The sequence below is a fragment of the Microvirgula curvata genome (assembly GCF_054781615.1).
Genome location: NZ_BAAGUB010000015.1, coordinates 1 through 19584, shown reverse-complemented (window position 1 = coordinate 19584; position 19584 = coordinate 1). Strand labels below are relative to the sequence as shown.

The window sequence follows — 19584 nt, the reverse complement described above, 5'->3', positions numbered from 1 at the left end:
TCAGTCCAGTCGCTTGTGGGTGACCGCACGCGCCAGGGCCAGCAGGACCACGGCGTAGACGGCGAGGATGGCGCAGTTCCTGAAGATCAGCGGCCAGACATCCCCGGCCAGGAACAGTGCACGGATCAGTTCCATGAAATAGGTGGCCGGCAGCGCCTGGCCGATGATGCGGATGACCGGCGGTACATTGCGCAGGTCGAACAGAAAGCCGGACAGCATCATCGACGGCAGGAAGCTGGCGACCAGCGCCACCTGGCTGGCCAGAAACTGGTTGCGCGTCACTGCCGAAATCAGCAGGCCGACGGCAACGGCGACCAGCAGGTAAAGCATTGATGCGAACAGCAGCACCAGCAGCGAACCGTACATCGGCACCGCAAACAGGAAGCGTGCGGCCAGCAGGCACAGCACCAGCCCGACCAGGCCGATGGTGAAATACGGCACCACCTTGGCCAGCAGGATTTCGATCGGCCGCACCGGCGACACGAACAGCGCCTCCAGCGTGCCGCGCTCCCATTCACGCGCCATGACCAGCGCGGTCAGGAAGGCGCCGACCAGGGTCATGATCAGCACGATCAGGCCCGGTACCAGATACCAGGTGCTGGTATTGGCGGCGTTGAACCACAGTCGCGTCTCCATGGTCACCCCGCCCACCCGGTTGCCACTGCCGGCCGGGCCGGCGCGGTCGGCCCGCGTCAGCGCCCACTGGCCGAGCGCACTGGTGATATAGCGCTGGATGCTGCTGGCACGATTGGCGTCGGCGCCATGCAGCAGAATCTGGATGCGCGCATTGCCATCGGCCAGCCGGCGGGAAAAATCCACCGGCACGCGGACAATGGCATCGACCTTGCGCGCCCGCATCAGCCGTTCGGCATCCTGCATCGAGGTCAGCATCACCGCCGACAGGAATGGCGACAGCCGCAGCCCGGCCACCGCCTCGGTGGCGGCCGGCGACGGATCTTCCAGCACCACGGCCAGCGGCGCGTTGCGCACGTCCAGCGACAGTCCGTAGCCGAAGATCAGAATCAGCAGCATCGGCAGCAGGATGCCGATGGCCAGATTGCTCCTGTCGCGCAGCAACTGGCGGAATTCCTTGCGGATCAGTGCCCGCAGCCGGGCGGCAAAGCGTCCGTCGCCGATCATCGCGCCCCCCGTTCCCGTGCTGTTTCGACGATGCCGATAAAGGCCGCCTCCATGCCGGCGCCGGGGTCGCCGGCGATGCCGGCCTGGCCGCGCACCTCGCCCGGCGTGCCGATCGCCAGCAGCTTGCCTGCGTCCTGGATCACGATGCGATCGCAGTACTCGGCCTCTTCCATGAAGTGGGTGGTGACGATAATGGTGGTGCCGGCAGCGGCCAGTGCGGTGATCCGCCGCCAGAAGGCGCGCCGCGCGCCCGGGTCGGCGCCACTGGTCGGTTCATCCAGAAACAGGATGTCCGGTTCGTGCAGCAGCCCGGTCGCCATCGCCAGCCGCTGGCGGAACCCGCCCGGCAACTGGCCACTGGCACTGTCCATCACCTCGGCCAGGTCGAACTGCGCCGCCACCGTGGCGATGCGTTCGTGCAGGGTCGTGCCATGCAGCCCGTAGGCATGACCAAAGAATTCCAGGTTTTCCCGCACCGACAGATTGGCGTACAGCGCGAACTTCTGCGCCACATAGCCAATGCGCCGCCGGGCAGCCGCCCGTGCGCGGCGCAGGTCGACCCCGGCCACCCGCAGGCTGCCACTGCTGGCCGGCAGCAGTCCGCACAGCATGCGGAAGGTCGTGGTCTTGCCGGCGCCATTCGGGCCAAGCAGACCGAAAATTTCGCCGCGGCGAACCGAGAAGCTGGTGCTGGCCACGGCGGTGAAATCGCCGAAGCGACGCACCAGATCCCGCACTTCGATGACCGTCGCGTCGTCACTGACTGGCGCGGGGACAGACACGGCGAGCGGTGGCGTCGGGGCCGGCATGACGCGGCGCTCGCGCAGCAGCAGCATGAAACCGTCCTCCAGCCTGGGGGGCAGCGCGTCGACCGCCAGCCCGTCCAGCAGCGCCGACAGCGCCGGGTCCGCTCCGTCGCCATCACGGACAAAACGGACCCGCCCGCCCTGCGGCACGGCATCGGCCACGGCCCCGGCGTGATCGAGCAGTTGCGCCTGCAGCAGCCGGGCCGGCTGACCAGTCGGTGGCGTAACCGCAAAAACCCGCCCGCTGGCGCGGTCGCGCAGGCTGGCCGGATCGCCCTGCGCCAGCAGCCGGCCGTCATGCAGCACGAATACCCGCGCGCAGTGTTCGGCCTCGTCCAGATAGGCGGTGCTGACCAGTACGCTGAGCTGCTCGTCATCCACCAGCTGGCGGACGATGTCCCACAGCTCGCGCCGCGACAGCGGATCGACCCCGACCGTCGGCTCGTCGAGCAGCAGCAGTTCCGGCGAGCGGACCAGGGTGCAGGCCAGCCCGAGTTTCTGTTTCATCCCGCCGGACAGCTTGCCGGCCGGGCGGGCGGTAAAGCGGCCGAGGTCGGTCATGGTCATCAGCCGCGCATAGCGCTCGCGCCGCGCCGCCAGGGGCACGCCGTGCAGATCGGCATACAGATCGAGGTTTTCCTGCACGCTGAGGTCGTCATACAGACCGAAGCGCTGTGGCATATAGCTGATCCGGTTCTGGATCGCCTGCGGGTCCTGCGCGGCGTCGATGCCGAGTACGCGGAGGCTGCCGCTGTCCGCGCGCAGCAGACCGGCCGCCAGCCGCAGCAGGGTGGTCTTGCCGGCGCCATCCGGGCCGACCAGTGCGGTCAGCGTGCCCGGCTCGATCGACAGCGTCACGTCGGCAAGCGCATCCAGCATCCGGCCGGACGGCTTGACGGCGAAGCGCTTGCCCAGCCCGCGGGCATCCAGCGCCAGCGTACTCATGGTGCATCCGGCGTCAGACGAACCGTGGCCGGCATGCCGAGCCGCAGCCGGTCGCGGCTGTCGTCGACCAGAATGCGGACTTCGTAGACCAGGCTGGTGCGCAGCTCGTCGGTCTGCACGGTCTTCGGCGTGAATTCCGCCACCGACGAGATATAGCCGACCTTGCCCGGCAGGCGCTGGTCCGGATGGCTGTCGGTACTGACCGTGGCGCGCATGCCGGGACGCAGGCGACCGAGATCGACTTCGCCGACATAGGCGCGCACCCACTTCGGGTCGGTCAGCGCCAGCGCATAGGCCGGCCGCTGCGGCGACGCCATGTCACCCGGTTCCAGCAGCCGGCTGCGCACTACGCCATCGACCGGCGCGGTCAGTTGCGCCTGCTCCAGCCGGTAGCGCAGCAGCGCCGTCTGCGCCTGCGCCGCCCGCAGCTGGGCATCGGCTTCGGCAATGTCCTCGTCGCGCGGTCCGCTGACGGCCAGCGCCAGCGCCTTGTCGGCCGTGATCCGCGCCGCCCGGGCCCGCTGCCGGCGGGCAATGGCTGCATCCAGATCCTGCTGGCTGACGGCCTTGCCGGCGGTCGCGGCATGCACGCTGTTCAGCCGTGCCAGCTGCTGGCCGGCATCGTCATCCTCGGCCTGCGCCGAGGCCAGCGCGGCACGCGCCTGGGCGAGTTCCTCCGGGCGGCTGCCGGTCTTCAGCCGGCGCAGCACCTGTTTTGACGCTGCCTGCCGCGCCTCGGCCTGCGCCAGTTCCAGTGTCGCCCCACGGGTATCGAGTGTGCCCAGCAACTGCCCGCGGCGAACCCGGTCGCCTTCGCGCACGGTCAGTGTCGCCACCCGTTCGCTGGCATTGAAAGCCAGCGACACCTGGCGGACATCCACATTGCCGTACAGCGTCAGTACGCCGTTGTCCGGCGACGGCCGCACCAGCCACCAGATGCTGCCGGCAAGGCCGGCCAGCACCAGCCCGGCCACAGCGATCTTCAGTTTCCCGTTCATCCCGACCCGCTCCCGATACGCCGCCATGGCGGTCCATGGCGTATTCATAATTTAAATTCTAATTTGAATTCTAATTTATGACAAGCCGTCGCGCTACGGTAAGATTATGGGATGAAAACAAGCGATCCGAACGTCCCCGGCGCGCCAGGCCGCAAGGCGCGTGCCGACGGCGACGCCACGCGCCAGCGCATTCTCGACGTCGCCGGCGACATTTTCGCCGAGCTGGGCTACGAGCACGCCACCAGCAAGGCCATCTGCGCACGCGCCGAAACCAATATGGCGGCGGTGAACTACCATTTCGGCGGCAAGGAAGGCCTGTACCAGGCCGTTCTGGTGGAAGTGCACCGGCGTCTGATCAGCCGCGACACGCTGTCGGCGATCGCCGCCAGCGATGCCTCGCCGGCCGACAAGCTCGGCGGCGTGATCGACGCTTTCATTCTCGGCGCGGTCGACGGCGGCTGGCATCTGCGCATCTATGTCCGCGAGATGCTCGGCCCGTCGGCGACCCTGCTGGCCGCCCTGCAGCAGGAAGCGCTGCCGAAAGCCACCCTGCTGCGACGGATGCTGAGCGACTTTACCGGCATCCCGGAGCAGGAACCGGCACTGGCCTGCTGCCAGTTGAACTTCTTTGCGCCGCTGGCCATGCTGCTGCTCGCCGACCGCCAGGTGCTCGGCCGGATGCTGACCGATATCTGGCGCGACCCGGACGCGCTGCGCCAGCACCTGAAGACCTATGCGCTGTCCGGCCTTTCCGCCGTGGCGGCCGCTTATGCCGGACGGGCGTCGGCGTCGTGAGCCGGCTTGCGGCCATGAAAGCAGTGCTCGCTGGCCGGAAAGAGACCACGACGCACCTCATCGGCGAAGCGGGCCACGGCGGCGTCGATCAGCGGATTCAGTTCCGCATAGCGGCGAACAAACTTCGGCGTGTAGTCGTCGAACAGGCCAAGCATGTCCTCGGTAACCAGCACCTGACCATCGCAGGCCGGTGACGCACCGATGCCGATGGCCGGAATCGCCAGCAGGCCGGTCAGCCGGCGCGCCAGCGGCTCGGCCGTCCCCTCGATCACCAGCGCGAACGCACCGGCCGCCTCGATCGCCAGCGCATCGCGCTCGACCTGCGCTGCCGCCTCCGGTGTCATGCCCTGCGCCCTGAAGCCGCCCATGGTGTTGACCTGCTGCGGCATCAGGCCGACATGGCCCATCACCGGAATGCCGCGTGCGGTCAGGAAGGCAACCGTCCCGGCCATTTCCACCCCGCCCTCGAGCTTGACCGCCTGGGCGCCGGTCTCGATCAGCAGCCGGGACGCGGCGCGAAACGCATCGGCCGGCGAGGCCTGGTAGGACGCGAACGGCAGGTCGATCACCACGCAGGCACGCTGCGCGCCGCGCATGACCGCCTGCCCGTGGGCAATCATCATCTCCAGCGTGACCGCCAGGGTGCTGGGCATGCCGTACAGCACCATGCCCAGCGAGTCGCCGACCAGGATCAGGTCGGCATGCGGATCGACCTGCCGCGCCATCGGCGCCGAATAGGCAGTCAGCGACACCAGGCTGCCGGCGCCCTTGCGCTGGCGGATCTGCGGCACCCCGATGCGGGTAACACGGGCGGGTGTACTCATGGCGAAATCCCTTGGCTTGTGAATGACGGCCATCACGCTATCATCGCCGCCATGCATGAACTTGCGGAGCGGGGACAGCCTATGCTGCTGACGGGACAGACACCGAATCACTACCGGGTGCCGGAGCTGGGTGGCCTGCCACGGCCGCTGTATGTGCGCGCGTTCGAGATTCCGGCCGACAGCGAGGTGGCGATGCACAGCCATCCATGGGCGCAGTTCATGCATGCCAGTGCCGGCGTGCTGTGCGTGCATACCCCGCTCGGACGGCACATGGTGCCGCCGCAACACGCGATCTGGATTCCGCCCGGCATGGCGCACGGGGTGACCACCCATGGCCGCATCGCCTTTCACAGCCTGTATCTGGATCCGGGCGCGCTTGAAGGCCCGGGCCCGGACTGCAAGGCGCTGGTAGTCACGCCGCTGCTGCGGGCGCTGCTGCACGAAACGCGGACGCTGCCGGCCGACTACCGGCCCGACAGTGCCGACGGCCGGCTGGTGGCAGTGATTCTCGACCAGATTGCCCGCCTGCCGGCCGCGCCGCTGTGCCTGCCGATGCCCGGCGATCCGCGGCTGCTGCGCATTGCGCTGGCGCTGCAGGCCGACCCGGGCAACGACCGCACGCTGGAGGCCTGGGGTCAGCGGGTCGGCGCGACCCGCCGCACGCTGGCGCGACGCTTTCGCGATGAAACCCGGCTGACTTTCAGCGAATGGCGGCTGTCATTGCGCATGCTGGCCGCCCTGCCGCGGCTGGAGGCCGGCACGCCGGTCACCACCGTGGCCGCCGAGCTCGGCTATGCTTCGCTGTCGGCCTTTATCGCGGCATTCCGCCGTTTTCACGGCAGCACGCCGGGTGCCTTTTTCGATCGCAACGCCACTCGCCGTTAATCGAAGGCGATGTCGGCCGGCTTGTCGATCGGCAGTCCGGCAGCCAGCCACGCCTCATAGCCGCCGGCCAGCGACACGACCTGCCCGAACCCCATGCTCTGCAGACTGACGGTGGCCAGTGCGGCCCGTCCGCCAGTCTTGCAGTACACCACCAGCGGCCGTTCGGTGCGCTGCAGCGCCGGCTCGCTGGAAATCCGGAATTCGAGCATGCCGCGCGGGATGCTGATGGCGCCGGGCAGATGACCCTGACCATATTCATCCGGCTCGCGAACGTCGATGACCAGCGTATCCGCGTCTGCCATCCGCTGACGGACAGCCTCCGGCGCCTGCTCGTCGACGGACTTGCGGGCTTCCTGCACCAGATCGTGGGCGGTTTTCAGCATGGGGGGTCTCCTGGAGGGGCAAATACATTACATTAATAAATATAATATGTTTTGCGCAAGAAAAATCCGCCCCTTACAGCCGGAATCGCGCCACCACCCCCTGCAGGCCCTGTGACAATCCCCGCAGTCCGTCGGAGGTCCGGGCCAGTTCCTCGACCGTCGCGCTGTTTTCACCGGCCATCTGTGCCACCTGTTCCATGCTGCGGGCCAGGCCCTGGCTGGCGCCGCGCTGCTCGTCCAGCGCATGGTTGATGCTGCTGATCGCCGCCAGCACCTCGCTGGCGCTGTCCCGGACCTGAACCATGGCCTCGCCGCTCTTGTCGGCGCTCTCGGTCACGGCAGCCACGTGCTGCCGGCTCTGCGCCATGCTGTCCACCACCCGGCCGGCATTCTGCTGGATCGAGGCAATCATGCGGGTGATCTCCTGTGCCGACAGCGTGGTGCGCTCGGCCAGCTTGCGCACCTCATCCGCCACCACGGCAAAACCGCGCCCGGCCTCGCCGGCACGGGCGGCTTCGATCGCGGCGTTCAGTGCCAGCAGATTGGTCTGGTCGGCCACATCGCGAATCACGGTCACGATATTGCCGATGGCCTGCACTTCACCGGTCAGGCTGTCCATCTCGCCGGCGGTGTCCTGCACGCTGCTGCTGACGGTCCGCATGCGCTCGGCCGAGGCCAGCGCATCGCTGCCGCCCTGTCCGGCCAGGCGGCCGGCCTGCGACGCCTGCCGCGATGCCTCGCCGGCGCTGTCCGCCACATGACTGATGCTGACGGTCAGTTGCTCCAGCGTCGCTGCCGTGGACGAGGTCGAATCGGCCTGACGCTGCGCGCTGGCTGCCACCTGGCCGGACATGCCGGACAGCTGCGCAGCCGAGTCCGCTACCGCGCCGGCGTTGTGGCGGATGTCATGCAGCGCGGCGGACAGCCGGGCACGCATGGTTTCCAGCGCTGCCAGCAACTGGCTGACTTCATCGCGCCCGGCATGGACTGCGTGCCCGCCTGTTGCGGCCAGGTCGCCGTCGGCAATCCGGTTGGCGGTCACGACCGCCCTCCCCAGTGAACGGCCGATGCGCACCGACAGCAGCAGCGCCACCGCCGCGCCCAGCATCAGGCCCAGCGCACTGAGCACGGCCATGACGATTCGCGCCTGCCCGTAGCTGGCGTCGGCTTCGGCCCTGGCCCCGGCCATCAGCGATTCCTGGAATGCCGCCATGGTGTCCAGCCGTGCCATCAGCAACCGGTTGTCGGGCACGATCTGCTCGCGCAGGAAACGGGCGGCGTCCGCCATCTGCCCGGCCTGCACCAGGGCATTGAAACGATCGTAGTGCGACAGCAGCTGATCATGTGCGGTGACAATGTCGGCGAACAGCGCCTTGCCCTTGACCAGATTCAGCGACGCACCCAGCGTATTCAGGGTGTCGGTATTCTTTTTGCGGTTGGCCGCCATCTGCCCGATGACGGTTTCACGCCCGGTGCTTTCACTGGCGAGCAGAATATCGCGAATCAGGCGGGTATTCTCAAGCGAGGTTTTGATTACGCCATTCACCAGCACTATTTTTGAATATCGCGCATCAAGAATATTTTCAAGATTCTGCTGTACCGCCGACATTTTGTTCATGGCGAATACTGCCATCAGCAGTTGCAGCAGCAATACCAGTCCAAAGCCTGTCAGCAGTTTCTGCCTGACGGTCATGGCATCATTCATATTCATCATTTGTATTCCGGATCATTCAGCCATGAATGGTACGGCAATGACATGGCGTGCCCCATACGCCAGAATATCTATAAATTCAGATTGTATATTCCATATATAAATTACATATTCCGGCAGGGCGCCATTCAGGACAGGCCAGACAGCAGGACCGGGAGATCTTGGTCGAAGGCCGAAAAAGTGGGATGCTGCGGACCGGCATTCCCGCCCCGCCCTTCCGGAGTCCGCTGTCGTGTCCACTGGCCTGCATCTGCTGCTGATCGATCCCCAAAATGATTTCTGCGACCTGCCCGGTGCGGCCCTGCCGGTGACCGGTGCCGATGCCGACCTGACGCGCGTGGCCGCGCTGGTCGACCGGCTCGGGGCGCGCCTCGACCGGATCCATGTCACGCTGGATTCACATCAGCCCGTGGATATCGCCCACCCGGTCTGGTGGTGCAATGCGGACGGCGAAGCACCGGCGCCATTCACGCTCATCACGGTCGGGGATGTCGAATCCGGCCTCTGGCGCGCGCGCGACCCGCAGCAGCAGGCGCACAGCGTCGACTACGTCCGCGCGCTGGCCACCCGCGCCCGCCATGCACTGGTGATCTGGCCCGAGCACTGCCTGATCGGTGGCTGGGGCCACCAGCTGCATGCCGGCTGCGCCACGGCGCTGCAGGCGTGGGGCCGGCAGACACTGCGCACGGTCGACTATGTGTTCAAGGGCATGAATCCGGGCACCGAACATTACTCGGCGCTGTGCGCCGAAGTGCCCGACCCGGCCGATCCGGGCACCCGTCCCGATCCGGCCTGGATCGCCCGCCTGGCCGGGGCCGACACCGTGCTGATCGCCGGGCAGGCGCTGTCGCACTGCGTGGCCAGCACCGTACGCGATCTGGCCGACGCGCTCGGCGACGCATCCCGCCTGCTGTTGCTTGATGACTGCAGCAGCCCGGTCGCCGGTTTCGAAGCGCTGGGCCGGGAGTTTGTCGACGAGATGGTCGCGCGCGGCATGCGGGTGGAACGCAGCGACAGGGTTCAGCGCCAGGCAGCCTGAGCTTCAATCGTCGGCGGGCGGGTCGAGCGCATCCAGCCCTTCCAGGCGCATGGTCGCCCTCACCAGCCGCTGTTCTTCCTGCTCGATCTCGCGCAGGTTGTCGCTGATGCTGGTCAGGTGTTCGATGGCGGCGCGGCGCGCCTGCTCCGGCAGGCGGCTGGTGACGGCGTGATGCAGCCGCGCATGCTGGCGGTCCAGCTGTCGCTTGCGCTCGGCGCGGTGGTACAGATTGCTCAGCGAGGCGAATACCGAACTCAGCAGCAGGTCGGTCAGCGAACGCAGCGTCTGTACCAGTACCGGATTGTGCGATGCCTCGCAGATCGCCAGGTGAAAGGCATGGTCGACGCGCGCATGCGCTTCGGCATCCACCCCGAGCCGCTGTGCATCGATCAATGCCTGATAGCGGCGGCTGATCAGGATGAAGTCGGCCTCGGTGCCGCGCAGGGCGGCCAGCCGCGCCGACTCGCCTTCCAGCAGCGCCCGGACCTCCAGCAGATCGTACAGGGTGCGCGGATGCGCGCTGTACAAGTGCATCAGCGGATTGCCGCTGCCGTCCGGCGCCATGGCGCTGACCTGCGAGCCCTTGCCATGCGCGGTCTCGATGATGCCGCGCCCGCGCAGCACTTTCAGGCCTTCGCGCAGGGCAGTACGCGACACGCCGAGTTTCTCGCACATGCGCCGCTCGGACAGCAGTGGCTGGCCGGGCTTCAGCACCCCGTCCAGGATCATGCGTTCTATGCGTTCGGCAACGACGTCGGCCAGTTGCCGGGAGCGGCCCGGACCGGCGGCGGTCATGCGCAGCTCCAACTGGTATGACCAGCTGCAGAGCACGGGAAACGGGGATCGGGGATATTGCGCATGGTGCTGATCACAAAAAGGAAACAGAAGGAATCGTCATGTCTTGCAGTGCACAAACTGGTATGACCAGTTGATTTTAGCATGGACGTTCACCGGGAAAGACACCAAGATAAAGTCGTTGCTTTCGTCATGCGGAAGCGGCCGCGGGACAAAAAAACAGTCAGCCCGCGCTGCATCACCCCGCAGTCGGAGCCCCACCGTCACGCCATTGCGACGTCAGCGGGCCTTTGCCGGGGTCGCTTGAGAAACAGAGGGGAACTATGAGCATTTTCTACGACGAACGTGTCGACGGCGTCCTGCCGGATGTCGACAAGGCCGCGTTGCTGGAAGAACTGCGCCGGGTGCTGCCCGACGTCGAGGTGCTGTCCGATGCGGAAGACCTCAAGCCCTACGAGTGCGACGGCCTGTCCGCCTATCGCGCCACGCCGCTGCTGGTCATCCTGCCCGAAACGATCGACCAGGTGCAAACCCTGCTGCGCCTGTGCCATGCGCGGCAGGTGCCGGTCGTCGCCCGCGGAGCCGGCACCGGTCTGTCCGGCGGCGCCATGCCGCTGGAAAAGGGCGTGCTGCTGGTCATGGCACGCTTCAAGCGCGTGCTGTCGGTCGATCCGGATGCCCGTGTCGCCAGGCTGGAACCCGGCGTGCGCAACCTGGCCATTTCCGAGGCTGCGGCCCCTTACGGCCTGTACTACGCGCCGGACCCGTCGTCGCAGATCGCCTGTTCGATCGGCGGCAATGTCGCCGAAAACGCCGGTGGCGTGCACTGCCTGAAATACGGGCTGACCGTGCACAATGTCATGAAGGTCGACATGCTGACCATCGAGGGCGAGCGCATGACGCTCGGCAGCGATGCCCTGGACAGCCCCGGCTTCGACCTGCTGGCGCTGTATACCGGCTCGGAAGGCATGCTCGGCGTGGCGGTGGAGATCACCGTCAAACTGCTGCCGAAACCGCAGATGGCCAAGGTCCTGCTGGCCAGCTTCGACGACGTCGACAAGGCAGGCCGCGCGGTCGGCGACATCATTGCCGCCGGCATCATCCCCGGCGGGCTGGAAATGATGGACAACCTGTCGATCCGGGCCGCCGAAGACTTTATTCACGCCGGTTACCCGGTCGATGCCGAAGCCATCCTGCTGTGCGAACTCGATGGCGCCGAGGCCGACGTGCACGCCGACTGCGAACGGGTCAGCCATATCGTCCGCGCCGCCGGCGCGACCGATGTTCGCCAGGCGCGTGACGAGGCCGAACGGCAACGGTTCTGGGCCGGACGCAAGAACGCCTTCCCGGCGGTCGGCCGCATCTCGCCCGACTACTACTGCATGGACGGCACCATTCCGCGCCGCGAGCTGCCGAAAGTGCTGAAGGGCATTGCCGCGCTGTCGGAAAAACACGGGCTGCGCGTCGCCAATGTGTTCCATGCCGGCGACGGCAACATGCACCCGCTGATCCTGTTCGATGCCAACCTGCCCGGCGAAATGGAACGCGCCGAGGCCCTTGGCGGCGAAATCCTGGAACTGTGCGTCGCAGTTGGCGGCAGCATCACCGGCGAGCACGGTGTCGGCCGCGAAAAGATCAACCAGATGTGCGCCCAGTTCAACAGCGACGAGCTGGAGATGTTCCACGCGGTCAAGGCGGCCTTCGACCCCGACCGCCTGCTGAACCCCGGCAAGAACATTCCGTCCCTGCATCGCTGCGCCGAATTCGGTGCGATGCACGTCCATCACGGGAAACTGCCGTTCCCCGAGCTGGACCGGTTCTGAGCGCGCATTCAGGAGAGATCATGCAACAAGGTTTTCAATCGGCGGACAACAGCGCCGACCTGCTGGCGCAAGTGCAGGCAGCGATCGCCAGCCACACGCCGCTTCGCCCGCGCGGCGGCGGCAGCAAGGATTTTCTTGGCCGCGCCGTCGACGGCGTGGTCCTCGACACCCGCAGCCACAGCGGCATCGTCAGCTATGACCCGACCGAACTGGTCATCACCGCCCGCGCCGGTACGCCGCTGAGCGTGCTGCAGGCGGCGCTCGACGATGCCGGACAGATGCTCGGCTGCGAACCGCCATCCGGCAATGGCGCCGCCACCGTCGGCGGCATGGTCGCCAGTGGCCTGTCCGGCCCGCGCCGCCCGTGGTCCGGCGCCGTGCGCGATTTCGTGCTCGGCACGCGGCTGATTACCGGCCGCGGCACCCACCTGCGCTTCGGCGGCGAGGTGATGAAGAATGTCGCCGGCTACGATCTGTCCCGCCTGCTGGCCGGCAGCTTCGGCTGCCTGGGCCTGCTGACCGAAGTCTCGCTGAAAGTACTGCCGAAGCCGCAGTGCAGCCACAGCCTGCGACTGGAAGTCACATTCGCTGACGCACTGCAAAAGCTGGCCGAATGGGGGCGCCAGGCACTGCCGGTCACCGGCGCCAGCCATGACGGCCATGCGCTGTCGGTACGGCTGGAAGGGGGCGAAGCCATGGTCGAAGCCTCCCGCCTCCGCATTGGCGGCGACACGCTCGATGGCGGCTACTGGGCCGAGCTGCGCGAGCGCCGGCTGCCGTTCTTTGTCGACGCCCGCCCGCTGTGGCGCCTGTCGCTGCCGCCGAATACGCCGCCACTACCCTTGCCCGGCGACGTACTGGCCGACTGGGGCGGCTCCCAGCGCTGGCTGCTCAGTGATGCCGACGCCGGCACGCTGCAGGCATTCGCCGCCATGCACGGCGGCCACGCCACCTGTTACCACGCCGGCTGCGAGCAACCGTTCCAGCCGCTGGCGCCGGTACTGATGCGCTACCACCGCCAGTTGAAGGCACAAATGGACCCGCACGGGATCTTCAACCCTGGCCGGCTGTACGCCGGGCTGTAATCGGGACGAAGCTGATGCAAACCCAGTTGAACGCTGCCGCCCTCGCCCTGCCGCGTGGCGCCGAGGCGGAAGACATCCTGCGCACCTGCGTGCATTGCGGTTTCTGCAATGCGACCTGTCCGACCTACCAGATCCTCGGCGACGAGCTGGATGGCCCGCGCGGCCGTATCTACCTGATCAAGCAGATGCTGGAGGGCGGCGAAGTCACCGCAAAAACCCGCCTCCATCTCGACCGCTGCCTGAGCTGCCGCAATTGCGAAACCACCTGTCCGTCCGGCGTGACCTATCACTCGCTGCTGGATATCGGCCGTGCCGAAGTCGAACGCCGGCTGTACCGGCCACTGGGCGAGCGGCTCCAGCGTGGCGCCCTGCGCGCCCTGCTGACCCGGCCGGCACTGTTCGGTGCCGCGCTGAAAACCGCGCAGGCACTACACCCGTTGCTGCCGCCCTCGCTGAAGCTGAAAGTCCCGGCTCGCGTTCGCCCGGCCAAGCCCCGGCCAGCAACGCGCCATGCGCGTCAGGTATTGATGCTGGAAGGCTGCGTGCAGCCCAATCTGTCGCCGAACAGCAATGCCGCCACCGCACGGGTACTCGACCGGCTCGGCATCAGCGTCATCCCGGCACCGCAGGCCGGCTGCTGCGGCGCAGTCGACTACCACATGAATGCCCAGCAGGCCGGGCTTGACCGGGCGCGGCGCAATATCGACGCCTGGTGGCCGGCCATCGAGCAGGGTGCGGAAGCCATCGTGCAGACCGCCAGCGGCTGTGGCGCCTTCGTCAAGGAATACGGCCATCTGCTGGCCGCCGACCCGGCCTATGCCGCCAGGGCAGCGCGGGTCAGCGAACTGGCCCGTGATCTGGTCGAAGTGCTGCGCGACGAAGCGCTGGAAAAACTGGATATCCGTGCCGACAAGCGGCTGGCATTCCACTGCCCCTGTACGCTGCAGCACGCGCAAAAACTCGGCGGCGCGGTCGAAAGCGTGCTGACCCGGCTCGGCTTTGAACTGACGGCCGTTCCGAACGGACACCTGTGCTGCGGCTCGGCCGGCACCTACTCGTTTACCCAGCCGGAACTGTCGCGGCGCCTGCGCGACGACAAGCTCGACGCACTGGAAAGCGGTGGCCCCGAAGTCATCGTGACCGCAAACATCGGCTGCCAGACCCATCTCGACAGCGCTGGCCGCACACCGGTCCGCCACTGGATCGAACTGGTCGAGGAAGCCCTCGTCTGACCCACCCGCCCACCGTCGCCCCGCGCGGTGGCAACAGGAGAAACCCCATGCAAAGCAAAGCCGTACTGACCAGCACCGAAATCGACCTCATCCTCGCCGCCGCACGCAGGGAAGCGGAAGCCAACAACTGGGCCGTCACCATCGCCATCGTCGACGACGGCGGTCACCCGCTGGGCCTGCTGCGCCTCGATGACTGCGCACCGGTCAGCGCCTATATCGCCACCGAAAAAGCCCGCACCGCTGCACTCGGCCGGCGCGAATCCAGAGTGTACGAAGAAATGATCAACGGCGGCCGGACCTCGTTCCTGTCCGCACCGGTGCTGCAGGGCACACTCGAAGGCGGCGTCCCGGTCATTGTCGGTGGGCAGACCATCGGCGCTGTCGGCGTCTCCGGCGTCAAGTCCAATCAGGATGCCCAGATTGCCATGGCCGGCATCGCCGCCCTGGCCAGCTGAGTTCTTTACCCTTCTTCCGGCAATACGACCGACTCCGGTCTGTCGTATTTCTTTTGGCCCGCACCCCTCGCGGGCCTTTTTTTCGTCCTGCTGCAACCGGACTCTTTCCTGCGCCACGGCACTGCCCACCCCGATGCCATCCCTTGCTTGAAGCTCGGCCTTGATGTTTTCGTACCAGCACGATCCGGTTAGTCCCGGAATGGTAATGACCGACCAGTTTCGGGCTTGCTGTCGCATCCTGCCCGGCAGGCACCTCCAGGCGCATGGGCAAGGCCCCGGTTTCACGCATTACCCCCTCATCCATGCCCGGCAACCGGATTTCATGCTCGCTGCTGATCGGGACGTCCACCGGTTCGGCCGGCACTGCAGGCGGGGCGGGTTCTTCTTCCGGCTCGTGAAGCTCGATTTTTATTCTTTTCTTCCATCGCTTCGCTTCTGCTTGCTGGCGCTGTTTCCATTGCTGGTGCAGTTCCTATTCGTCCCATAGGGTGTCAGGACTGATTTTAAATCCTCGCCGCTGGAGAGCTAATCTCACAATATGGATAAAATTATGCACAATCCCGGAAAAACAAAATACTGAGCTCCATATTTTTCTAAATGCAGAGGAGTCTGGATGCACAACCACTTCCACCCCAGCCACTCCATAAATCGCCTCTATGATGTGCTCAATGTTATATAAAATAAGCCAAAAAATTGAAATAATAACTATTGATTTTGACATACCCATATAGGTGAATGCGTCACAGTGCGCACCACGTGCATATGGCCCCAAATTCCCTTCTGCAATATATTTTGCCATTATGGGCCACCATCATCATTTTTTCTGCATTAAACCACCACCAAGATGGTGCATAAGAAATAGCATTACCAACACCAGACCCAATTACTTCTGGAGCAGGATTTGGTTTACCCATATACTGTAGCAATGCGGGTAGTTCAGGATTGAACGATTCAAAGCCGATCCTGACAGGTAATTTTTCACTTAAATTATAGGTAAGAAATTTACTTATATATTGGCCGCCCCCAGAAGCACTTCCTCCCATTAGCGCCCCTCGACCACATCCTTCCCCTCCCCATACACCCCATTCACCGCTACCGTATTCACCCCACCCACCCCGCCCCTATCGCGGCATCACGCCACAGCGACACCCCATTGAATCGCATAGTCCCGCGCTATGCCCATAGCCCCCTCACTTGCAGCCTTTCCCATGTAAGGATCTATAAATTTATCTGCATTCGGTGACACTTGTTCCGGGACAAGCAGCTCCCCGTACAGGTTCAAGGAATCAATAAGCCTTTCACCCACCCGCCAGTCAATTATTTCAGATTTTGTTCCAATTGAAATTGTTATACATTTCTTCATAGGGCATGATATTTATATAGGATACTTTCCCAATATGTAGTGCAATCAGTTTTTCAACAAAGCATTAATTAAAAGCACAAAAAACTACCGCATCCAGAATGGCAAGGAATCAAGAGCAAGATTGTCATAATCTTCTAGCGGTCGAAGATTCTCCAACGTGAAAAATGGTTCTTCAGAACAACTTACTTTCACAGGTCTATACAAACCCCAATCGTCATATAAATATTTTGCCGATTTAACACAATGCTCATAACTTTCAAAATACCTCTCAAACATCTCTGCAAAATTTTCGCACTCAATTTTCAACAGACTTTCTTCTTTACTCCAGCCAAATTTTTTTAGTACAGCAGTGTCACAAGGAACTTCCGATAGGCTGATCTTGATCTTTAAAATTAATGCAGTTGCATTGTCCAGATCATCAAAGCGCAAGTATTTACGAAACAACCTATCCACCAGAAATTTCTCTCTTTCATCCAGCCAAATCCTTTCTTTAATCAAAGAAAAAAAACAATACATATCTGTAGTCACACCAAGTTCAAATATCGAACTACCACCTTGAAAACCAACAAGCTTCATTATTTCCTCTTAAAACTAATAGCATCAGCTTTTATAATTTCATTTGCTCGTCGAACAATACCGTTTACTATATCTCGCTCCTGCTCAACAGTTACTTTCTGACCACGGACATCAATAACTACTCGTTGCAGCATTCCTTGAGGCAAATTTTCTGCCCGCTGTCGGATTTGCTTTGAAACATTACGAATCAAGCTTAGTATGAAGTCGCTCCCAGTGGACCGGGGTTGTTGAATAAGGAATGGCAACATGTAGCTCCCGACCCACGATCATAGACTGTGTCAACAGTGAACCACTATAGACATGCCTTTAAAATTCCAACATTACATCAACATTCTTCTCTAACGAATAATAAATCTGATCCGTATTATTAACCTTGGCTTTTGCTTTTGTATCCAGCGCTTTAGCACTAATAGCAATCTTCGTCTTCCTGCCCCCTTAGTCAGTCCGTGCCCCCTCGGGCTCGCCCCTAGCCCAACCAGAACGACTTATGGCCCCTCCCATGTCAACTCGCATCTAAGAGCAAGAGGGACTATCGAAAAAAGCTCCTTAATATATATTAAATTTTGATTGTAATTTGGAGATATATTCTCATTACAATTTTCAAAATAAATCCTTGCCTGATTATTTAAAAACCATATATCTTGCATTTCAAAACCAGGCTCTTTTAAGGCGCCAGCCAAATTATGTATTAGTTCAACATCATAATAACAAGACCTGTCATTAGCTCTTTCCTTTTTGCTCCATGTTTGAACACACCTCACATAAGGCAGAATAAGCTCTAACATTTTTATATATATATCAAATTTGCACAATTATGCCATTTCCTTACGAAATAATATTTAAACTATTTTCTTACCGGCATAGGTTTTGATCCAGAAATTTATTTTCCCACCTTAGTCCACACGCCATTTTCAATCAATTTTTTGATATAAGATACGTCACCTGTATTTTTATAAATTTCTTGCGCTGCAACCATACGATGGTTTCCTTCTGATATATAGTAACGCCCCTTATCATCCACATAACCTGCTATGCGCCCCCTTGGGACCATGAACTGATACTCTCCTTTTAACATATCAATTTTTACTCTATCAACTTCTAAAGGATTTCTTAAACCAGTCTGCATGCTTCTTATAGAAAACCCAATCCCATCATCCGAAAAATTTATTACAAAATTTCTTGCCAGCTTTACAAGCTCTTTCCCCGCATTGCCCAGCGACGCCAGCGCCAACTGGTTTTCCGGGTCCCCAAAAAAGGCGACGAAACTCATCCAGCCCGGGGTTGTGGCATCTATCCTTGCGAGGTCTTTTTCATTCTCACGCAGTACAAAGGCCCTGACATCCACTGCCATCGAGCAGAACAGCTGCTCCAGTCGTTGTGCCGCTTCAATGCCGCTGGCAACCATCGACCTTTCATTGCAGGGCATTTACGGCATCGTGAGTATCCAATTTCGCACCTGTATCGGCCTTCGGGAGAAATCGGCCCTGCTACATGGACATGCAAACCCTCTCCGCAGCCATCCGCACTCAGTGACAACCACCGTTAATACATGGCAATATTTTTTCAATACCTGTTTTACTTCTTCCGTACCAGCACGATCCGGTTTGTCCCGGAATGGTAATGACCGACCAGTTTCTGGCTTGCTGTCGCATCCTGCCCGGCGGGCACCTCCAGGCGCATGGACAAGGCTTCGGGTTCACGCATTACCCCCTCATCCATGCCCGGCAACCGGATTTCATGCTCACTGCTGATCGGGACGTCCACCGGTCCGACCGGTACTGCAGGCGGGGCGGGTTCTTCTTCCGGCTCGTGAAGCTCGATCTTTATTCTTTTCTTCCATCGCTTCGCTTCTGCTCGCTGGCGCTGTTTCCATTGCTGGTGCAGTTCCCATTTTTTTCGTATGGAATCAGGGCTACCATCACCCCCTCTTCTTTCCATATAGAGATTCACAGCTGCCATAAAAATCAAACAAGAGGCATAATATCCAGATGAAGTAGCAAGAAACCGATGCCAACCTATATCACTTTCATCAGCCAAAAATATTTGATCAAATAAACCATAAAACCAGGAAAACAACATATCCACATACCACAAAAATGTAGATATCGTTATGCAAAACAACCATGCCCTGAGTAATCCGCCATAAGTACACGCATCAAAAAACCATTTCCCGCATGGGTTTTTATGCGATTTCCACATGCTAATTTTAGAAAACTTTTTCACTATTGATTTTCTATATCAACATTAATTGGCAACTCTAAAATTGGGCCAAAATTACTGATGCCATGCCCAATCCAATGACCAGCCATATCTGGATAAGGATTTTTTCTACCAAGATTTTGCAAAATAGCCGGAACTTTTTTGTTGAAAGGTGACGCACCAATACGCATAGGCAGTATTCTTCCAAGCGAGTCTCGCACCACTGTATTAGTTACATATCCGAAGCTAGAGAGCCCTCCCCCTATCAGCGCCCCCTCGACCACATCCTTCCCCTCCCCATACATCCCATTCACCGCTACCGTATTCACCCCACCCACCCCGCCCCTATCGCGGCATCACGCCACAGCGACACCCCATTGAATCGCATAGTCCCGCGCTATGCCCATAGCCCCCTCACTTGCAGCCTTTCCCATGTAAGGATCTATAAATTTATCTGCATTCGGTGACACTTGTTCCGGGACAAGCAGCTCCCCGTACAGGTTCAAGGAATCAATAAGCCTTTCACCCAC

21 protein-coding genes are annotated in these 19584 nt (G+C 61.8%); 8 read left to right on the top strand and 13 right to left on the bottom strand.

All coding sequences use genetic code 11. From position 1 onward, the window contains the following. From ACYVG8_RS08635 to ACYVG8_RS08625, 3 genes are read right to left on the bottom strand one after another with little or no spacing between them, the layout of a single operon-like run. A complete protein-coding gene (locus ACYVG8_RS08635; RefSeq protein ID WP_028499790.1) occupies positions 1-1140 on the bottom strand; it encodes an ABC transporter permease in 1140 nt (379 codons plus the stop codon). Then, positions 1137-2891 carry an ATP-binding cassette domain-containing protein gene (locus ACYVG8_RS08630; RefSeq protein ID WP_460745415.1) on the bottom strand — a complete coding sequence of 585 codons (1755 nt, stop codon included), beginning with the start codon at positions 2889-2891 and terminating at the stop codon, positions 1137-1139. The genes ACYVG8_RS08635 and ACYVG8_RS08630 overlap by 4 nt, the downstream gene beginning before the upstream one ends. Continuing rightward, a complete protein-coding gene (locus ACYVG8_RS08625) occupies positions 2888-3937 on the bottom strand; it encodes an HlyD family efflux transporter periplasmic adaptor subunit (protein ID WP_460745414.1) in 1050 nt (349 codons plus the stop codon). Before ACYVG8_RS08625 ends, ACYVG8_RS08630 begins: the two co-directional genes overlap by 4 nt. A 63-nt stretch (positions 3938-4000) precedes the next feature. On the opposite strand from ACYVG8_RS08625, the gene ACYVG8_RS08620 reads away from it, so the two are divergent. After that, the gene (locus tag ACYVG8_RS08620; RefSeq protein WP_028499793.1) at positions 4001-4684 is read left to right on the top strand and encodes a TetR/AcrR family transcriptional regulator; all 684 of its coding nucleotides are present in this window, start codon (positions 4001-4003) and stop codon (positions 4682-4684) included. Here ACYVG8_RS08620 and panB read toward each other — a convergent pair. Beyond that, the gene (gene panB / locus ACYVG8_RS08615; RefSeq protein WP_107890397.1) at positions 4657-5508 is read right to left on the bottom strand and encodes a 3-methyl-2-oxobutanoate hydroxymethyltransferase; all 852 of its coding nucleotides are present in this window, start codon (positions 5506-5508) and stop codon (positions 4657-4659) included. The genes ACYVG8_RS08620 and panB overlap by 28 nt on opposite strands. 81 nt (positions 5509-5589) lie before the next feature. On the opposite strand from panB, the gene ACYVG8_RS08610 reads away from it, so the two are divergent. After that, the gene (locus tag ACYVG8_RS08610; RefSeq protein ID WP_107890212.1) at positions 5590-6393 is read left to right on the top strand and encodes an AraC family transcriptional regulator; all 804 of its coding nucleotides are present in this window, start codon (positions 5590-5592) and stop codon (positions 6391-6393) included. Here the strand turns inward: ACYVG8_RS08610 and ACYVG8_RS08605 are convergent. Together ACYVG8_RS08605 and ACYVG8_RS08600 are read right to left on the bottom strand one after the other, a co-directional pair. After that, the gene (locus ACYVG8_RS08605; protein ID WP_199489802.1) at positions 6390-6776 is read right to left on the bottom strand and encodes a rhodanese-like domain-containing protein; all 387 of its coding nucleotides are present in this window, start codon (positions 6774-6776) and stop codon (positions 6390-6392) included. The genes ACYVG8_RS08610 and ACYVG8_RS08605 overlap by 4 nt on opposite strands. Before the next feature lie 73 nt (positions 6777-6849). Continuing rightward, positions 6850-8490: a methyl-accepting chemotaxis protein gene (locus ACYVG8_RS08600; protein ID WP_051528957.1), complete on the bottom strand. Its 1641-nt coding sequence runs from the start codon at positions 8488-8490 to the stop codon at positions 6850-6852. A gap of 229 nt (positions 8491-8719) precedes the next feature. On the opposite strand from ACYVG8_RS08600, the gene ACYVG8_RS08595 reads away from it, so the two are divergent. Further along, positions 8720-9526, top strand: coding sequence for a cysteine hydrolase family protein (locus tag ACYVG8_RS08595; RefSeq protein ID WP_460745412.1), 807 nt, complete (start codon positions 8720-8722; stop codon positions 9524-9526). 3 nt (positions 9527-9529) lie between these two features. Here the strand turns inward: ACYVG8_RS08595 and glcC are convergent, their stop codons facing one another. Then, the gene (gene glcC, locus ACYVG8_RS08590; protein WP_028499798.1) at positions 9530-10321 is read right to left on the bottom strand and encodes a transcriptional regulator GlcC; all 792 of its coding nucleotides are present in this window, start codon (positions 10319-10321) and stop codon (positions 9530-9532) included. Between the two features lie 323 nt (positions 10322-10644). Between glcC and glcD the strand changes: the two genes are divergently transcribed. From glcD to ACYVG8_RS08565, 5 genes are all read left to right on the top strand, one after another. Further along, complete coding sequence (glcD, locus tag ACYVG8_RS08585) at positions 10645-12144, top strand: glycolate oxidase subunit GlcD (RefSeq protein WP_028499799.1); 1500 nt, start codon at positions 10645-10647, stop codon at positions 12142-12144. A 20-nt stretch (positions 12145-12164) separates the two neighbouring features. Next, positions 12165-13229 carry a glycolate oxidase subunit GlcE gene (gene glcE / locus ACYVG8_RS08580; protein WP_112692476.1) on the top strand — a complete coding sequence of 355 codons (1065 nt, stop codon included), beginning with the start codon at positions 12165-12167 and terminating at the stop codon, positions 13227-13229. Between the two features lie 14 nt (positions 13230-13243). Beyond that, entirely contained in the window at positions 13244-14461 is a 1218-nt protein-coding gene (glcF, locus tag ACYVG8_RS08575; RefSeq protein WP_028499801.1) for a glycolate oxidase subunit GlcF, read from the top strand. Positions 14462-14508: 47 nt separating this feature from the next. Further along, complete coding sequence (locus tag ACYVG8_RS08570; protein ID WP_028499802.1) at positions 14509-14916, top strand: heme-binding protein; 408 nt, start codon at positions 14509-14511, stop codon at positions 14914-14916. Positions 14917-15121: 205 nt separating this feature from the next. After that, positions 15122-15403, top strand: coding sequence for a hypothetical protein (locus tag ACYVG8_RS08565; protein ID WP_460745411.1), 282 nt, complete (start codon positions 15122-15124; stop codon positions 15401-15403). A gap of 253 nt (positions 15404-15656) precedes the next feature. Here the strand turns inward: ACYVG8_RS08565 and ACYVG8_RS08560 are convergent, their stop codons facing one another. The 6 genes from ACYVG8_RS08560 to ACYVG8_RS08535 form a co-directional block, all read right to left on the bottom strand. Then, the gene (locus ACYVG8_RS08560; protein ID WP_460745409.1) at positions 15657-15959 is read right to left on the bottom strand and encodes a hypothetical protein; all 303 of its coding nucleotides are present in this window, start codon (positions 15957-15959) and stop codon (positions 15657-15659) included. Positions 15960-16363: 404 nt separating this feature from the next. Continuing rightward, positions 16364-16855: a hypothetical protein gene (locus ACYVG8_RS08555; RefSeq protein WP_460745408.1), complete on the bottom strand. Its 492-nt coding sequence runs from the start codon at positions 16853-16855 to the stop codon at positions 16364-16366. 306 nt (positions 16856-17161) lie between these two features. Beyond that, on the bottom strand, positions 17162-17272 hold the full coding sequence (locus ACYVG8_RS08550; RefSeq protein ID WP_460745618.1) for an endonuclease toxin domain-containing protein: 111 nt from the start codon (positions 17270-17272) through the stop codon (positions 17162-17164). 463 nt (positions 17273-17735) lie between these two features. Beyond that, positions 17736-18260, bottom strand: coding sequence for a hypothetical protein (locus tag ACYVG8_RS08545; RefSeq protein ID WP_460745406.1), 525 nt, complete (start codon positions 18258-18260; stop codon positions 17736-17738). A gap of 170 nt (positions 18261-18430) precedes the next feature. Further along, complete coding sequence (locus ACYVG8_RS08540) at positions 18431-19078, bottom strand: hypothetical protein (protein WP_460745405.1); 648 nt, start codon at positions 19076-19078, stop codon at positions 18431-18433. After that, positions 19078-19383 (bottom strand): hypothetical protein, encoded by a 306-nt coding sequence (locus ACYVG8_RS08535; protein ID WP_460745403.1) that lies wholly within the window; start codon positions 19381-19383, stop codon positions 19078-19080. The genes ACYVG8_RS08540 and ACYVG8_RS08535 overlap by 1 nt, the downstream gene beginning before the upstream one ends. Positions 19384-19584 lie beyond the last annotated feature (201 nt).

Excerpts from the sequence above, each read along its gene's own strand:
- ACYVG8_RS08545 (WP_460745406.1), bottom strand. The coding sequence starts at position 18,260 with ATGGTTGCCAGCGGCATTGAAGCGGCACAACGACTGGAGCAGCTGTTC.
- ACYVG8_RS08605 (WP_199489802.1), bottom strand. The coding sequence starts at position 6,776 with ATGCTGAAAACCGCCCACGATCTGGTGCAGGAAGCCCGCAAGTCCGTC.
- ACYVG8_RS08555 (WP_460745408.1), bottom strand. The coding sequence starts at position 16,855 with ATGAAGCTTGTTGGTTTTCAAGGTGGTAGTTCGATATTTGAACTTGGT.
- ACYVG8_RS08610 (WP_107890212.1), top strand. The coding sequence starts at position 5,590 with ATGCTGCTGACGGGACAGACACCGAATCACTACCGGGTGCCGGAGCTG.
- glcC (WP_028499798.1), bottom strand. The coding sequence starts at position 10,321 with ATGACCGCCGCCGGTCCGGGCCGCTCCCGGCAACTGGCCGACGTCGTT.
- ACYVG8_RS08565 (WP_460745411.1), top strand. The coding sequence starts at position 15,122 with ATGACCGACCAGTTTCGGGCTTGCTGTCGCATCCTGCCCGGCAGGCAC.
- ACYVG8_RS08560 (WP_460745409.1), bottom strand. The coding sequence starts at position 15,959 with ATGGGAGGAAGTGCTTCTGGGGGCGGCCAATATATAAGTAAATTTCTT.
- glcF (WP_028499801.1), top strand. The coding sequence starts at position 13,244 with ATGCAAACCCAGTTGAACGCTGCCGCCCTCGCCCTGCCGCGTGGCGCC.
- glcD (WP_028499799.1), top strand. The coding sequence starts at position 10,645 with ATGAGCATTTTCTACGACGAACGTGTCGACGGCGTCCTGCCGGATGTC.
- ACYVG8_RS08570 (WP_028499802.1), top strand. The coding sequence starts at position 14,509 with ATGCAAAGCAAAGCCGTACTGACCAGCACCGAAATCGACCTCATCCTC.
- ACYVG8_RS08620 (WP_028499793.1), top strand. The coding sequence starts at position 4,001 with ATGAAAACAAGCGATCCGAACGTCCCCGGCGCGCCAGGCCGCAAGGCG.
- ACYVG8_RS08630 (WP_460745415.1), bottom strand. The coding sequence starts at position 2,891 with ATGAGTACGCTGGCGCTGGATGCCCGCGGGCTGGGCAAGCGCTTCGCC.
- panB (WP_107890397.1), bottom strand. The coding sequence starts at position 5,508 with ATGAGTACACCCGCCCGTGTTACCCGCATCGGGGTGCCGCAGATCCGC.
- ACYVG8_RS08635 (WP_028499790.1), bottom strand. The coding sequence starts at position 1,140 with ATGATCGGCGACGGACGCTTTGCCGCCCGGCTGCGGGCACTGATCCGC.
- glcE (WP_112692476.1), top strand. The coding sequence starts at position 12,165 with ATGCAACAAGGTTTTCAATCGGCGGACAACAGCGCCGACCTGCTGGCG.
- ACYVG8_RS08600 (WP_051528957.1), bottom strand. The coding sequence starts at position 8,490 with ATGATGAATATGAATGATGCCATGACCGTCAGGCAGAAACTGCTGACA.
- ACYVG8_RS08625 (WP_460745414.1), bottom strand. The coding sequence starts at position 3,937 with ATGAATACGCCATGGACCGCCATGGCGGCGTATCGGGAGCGGGTCGGG.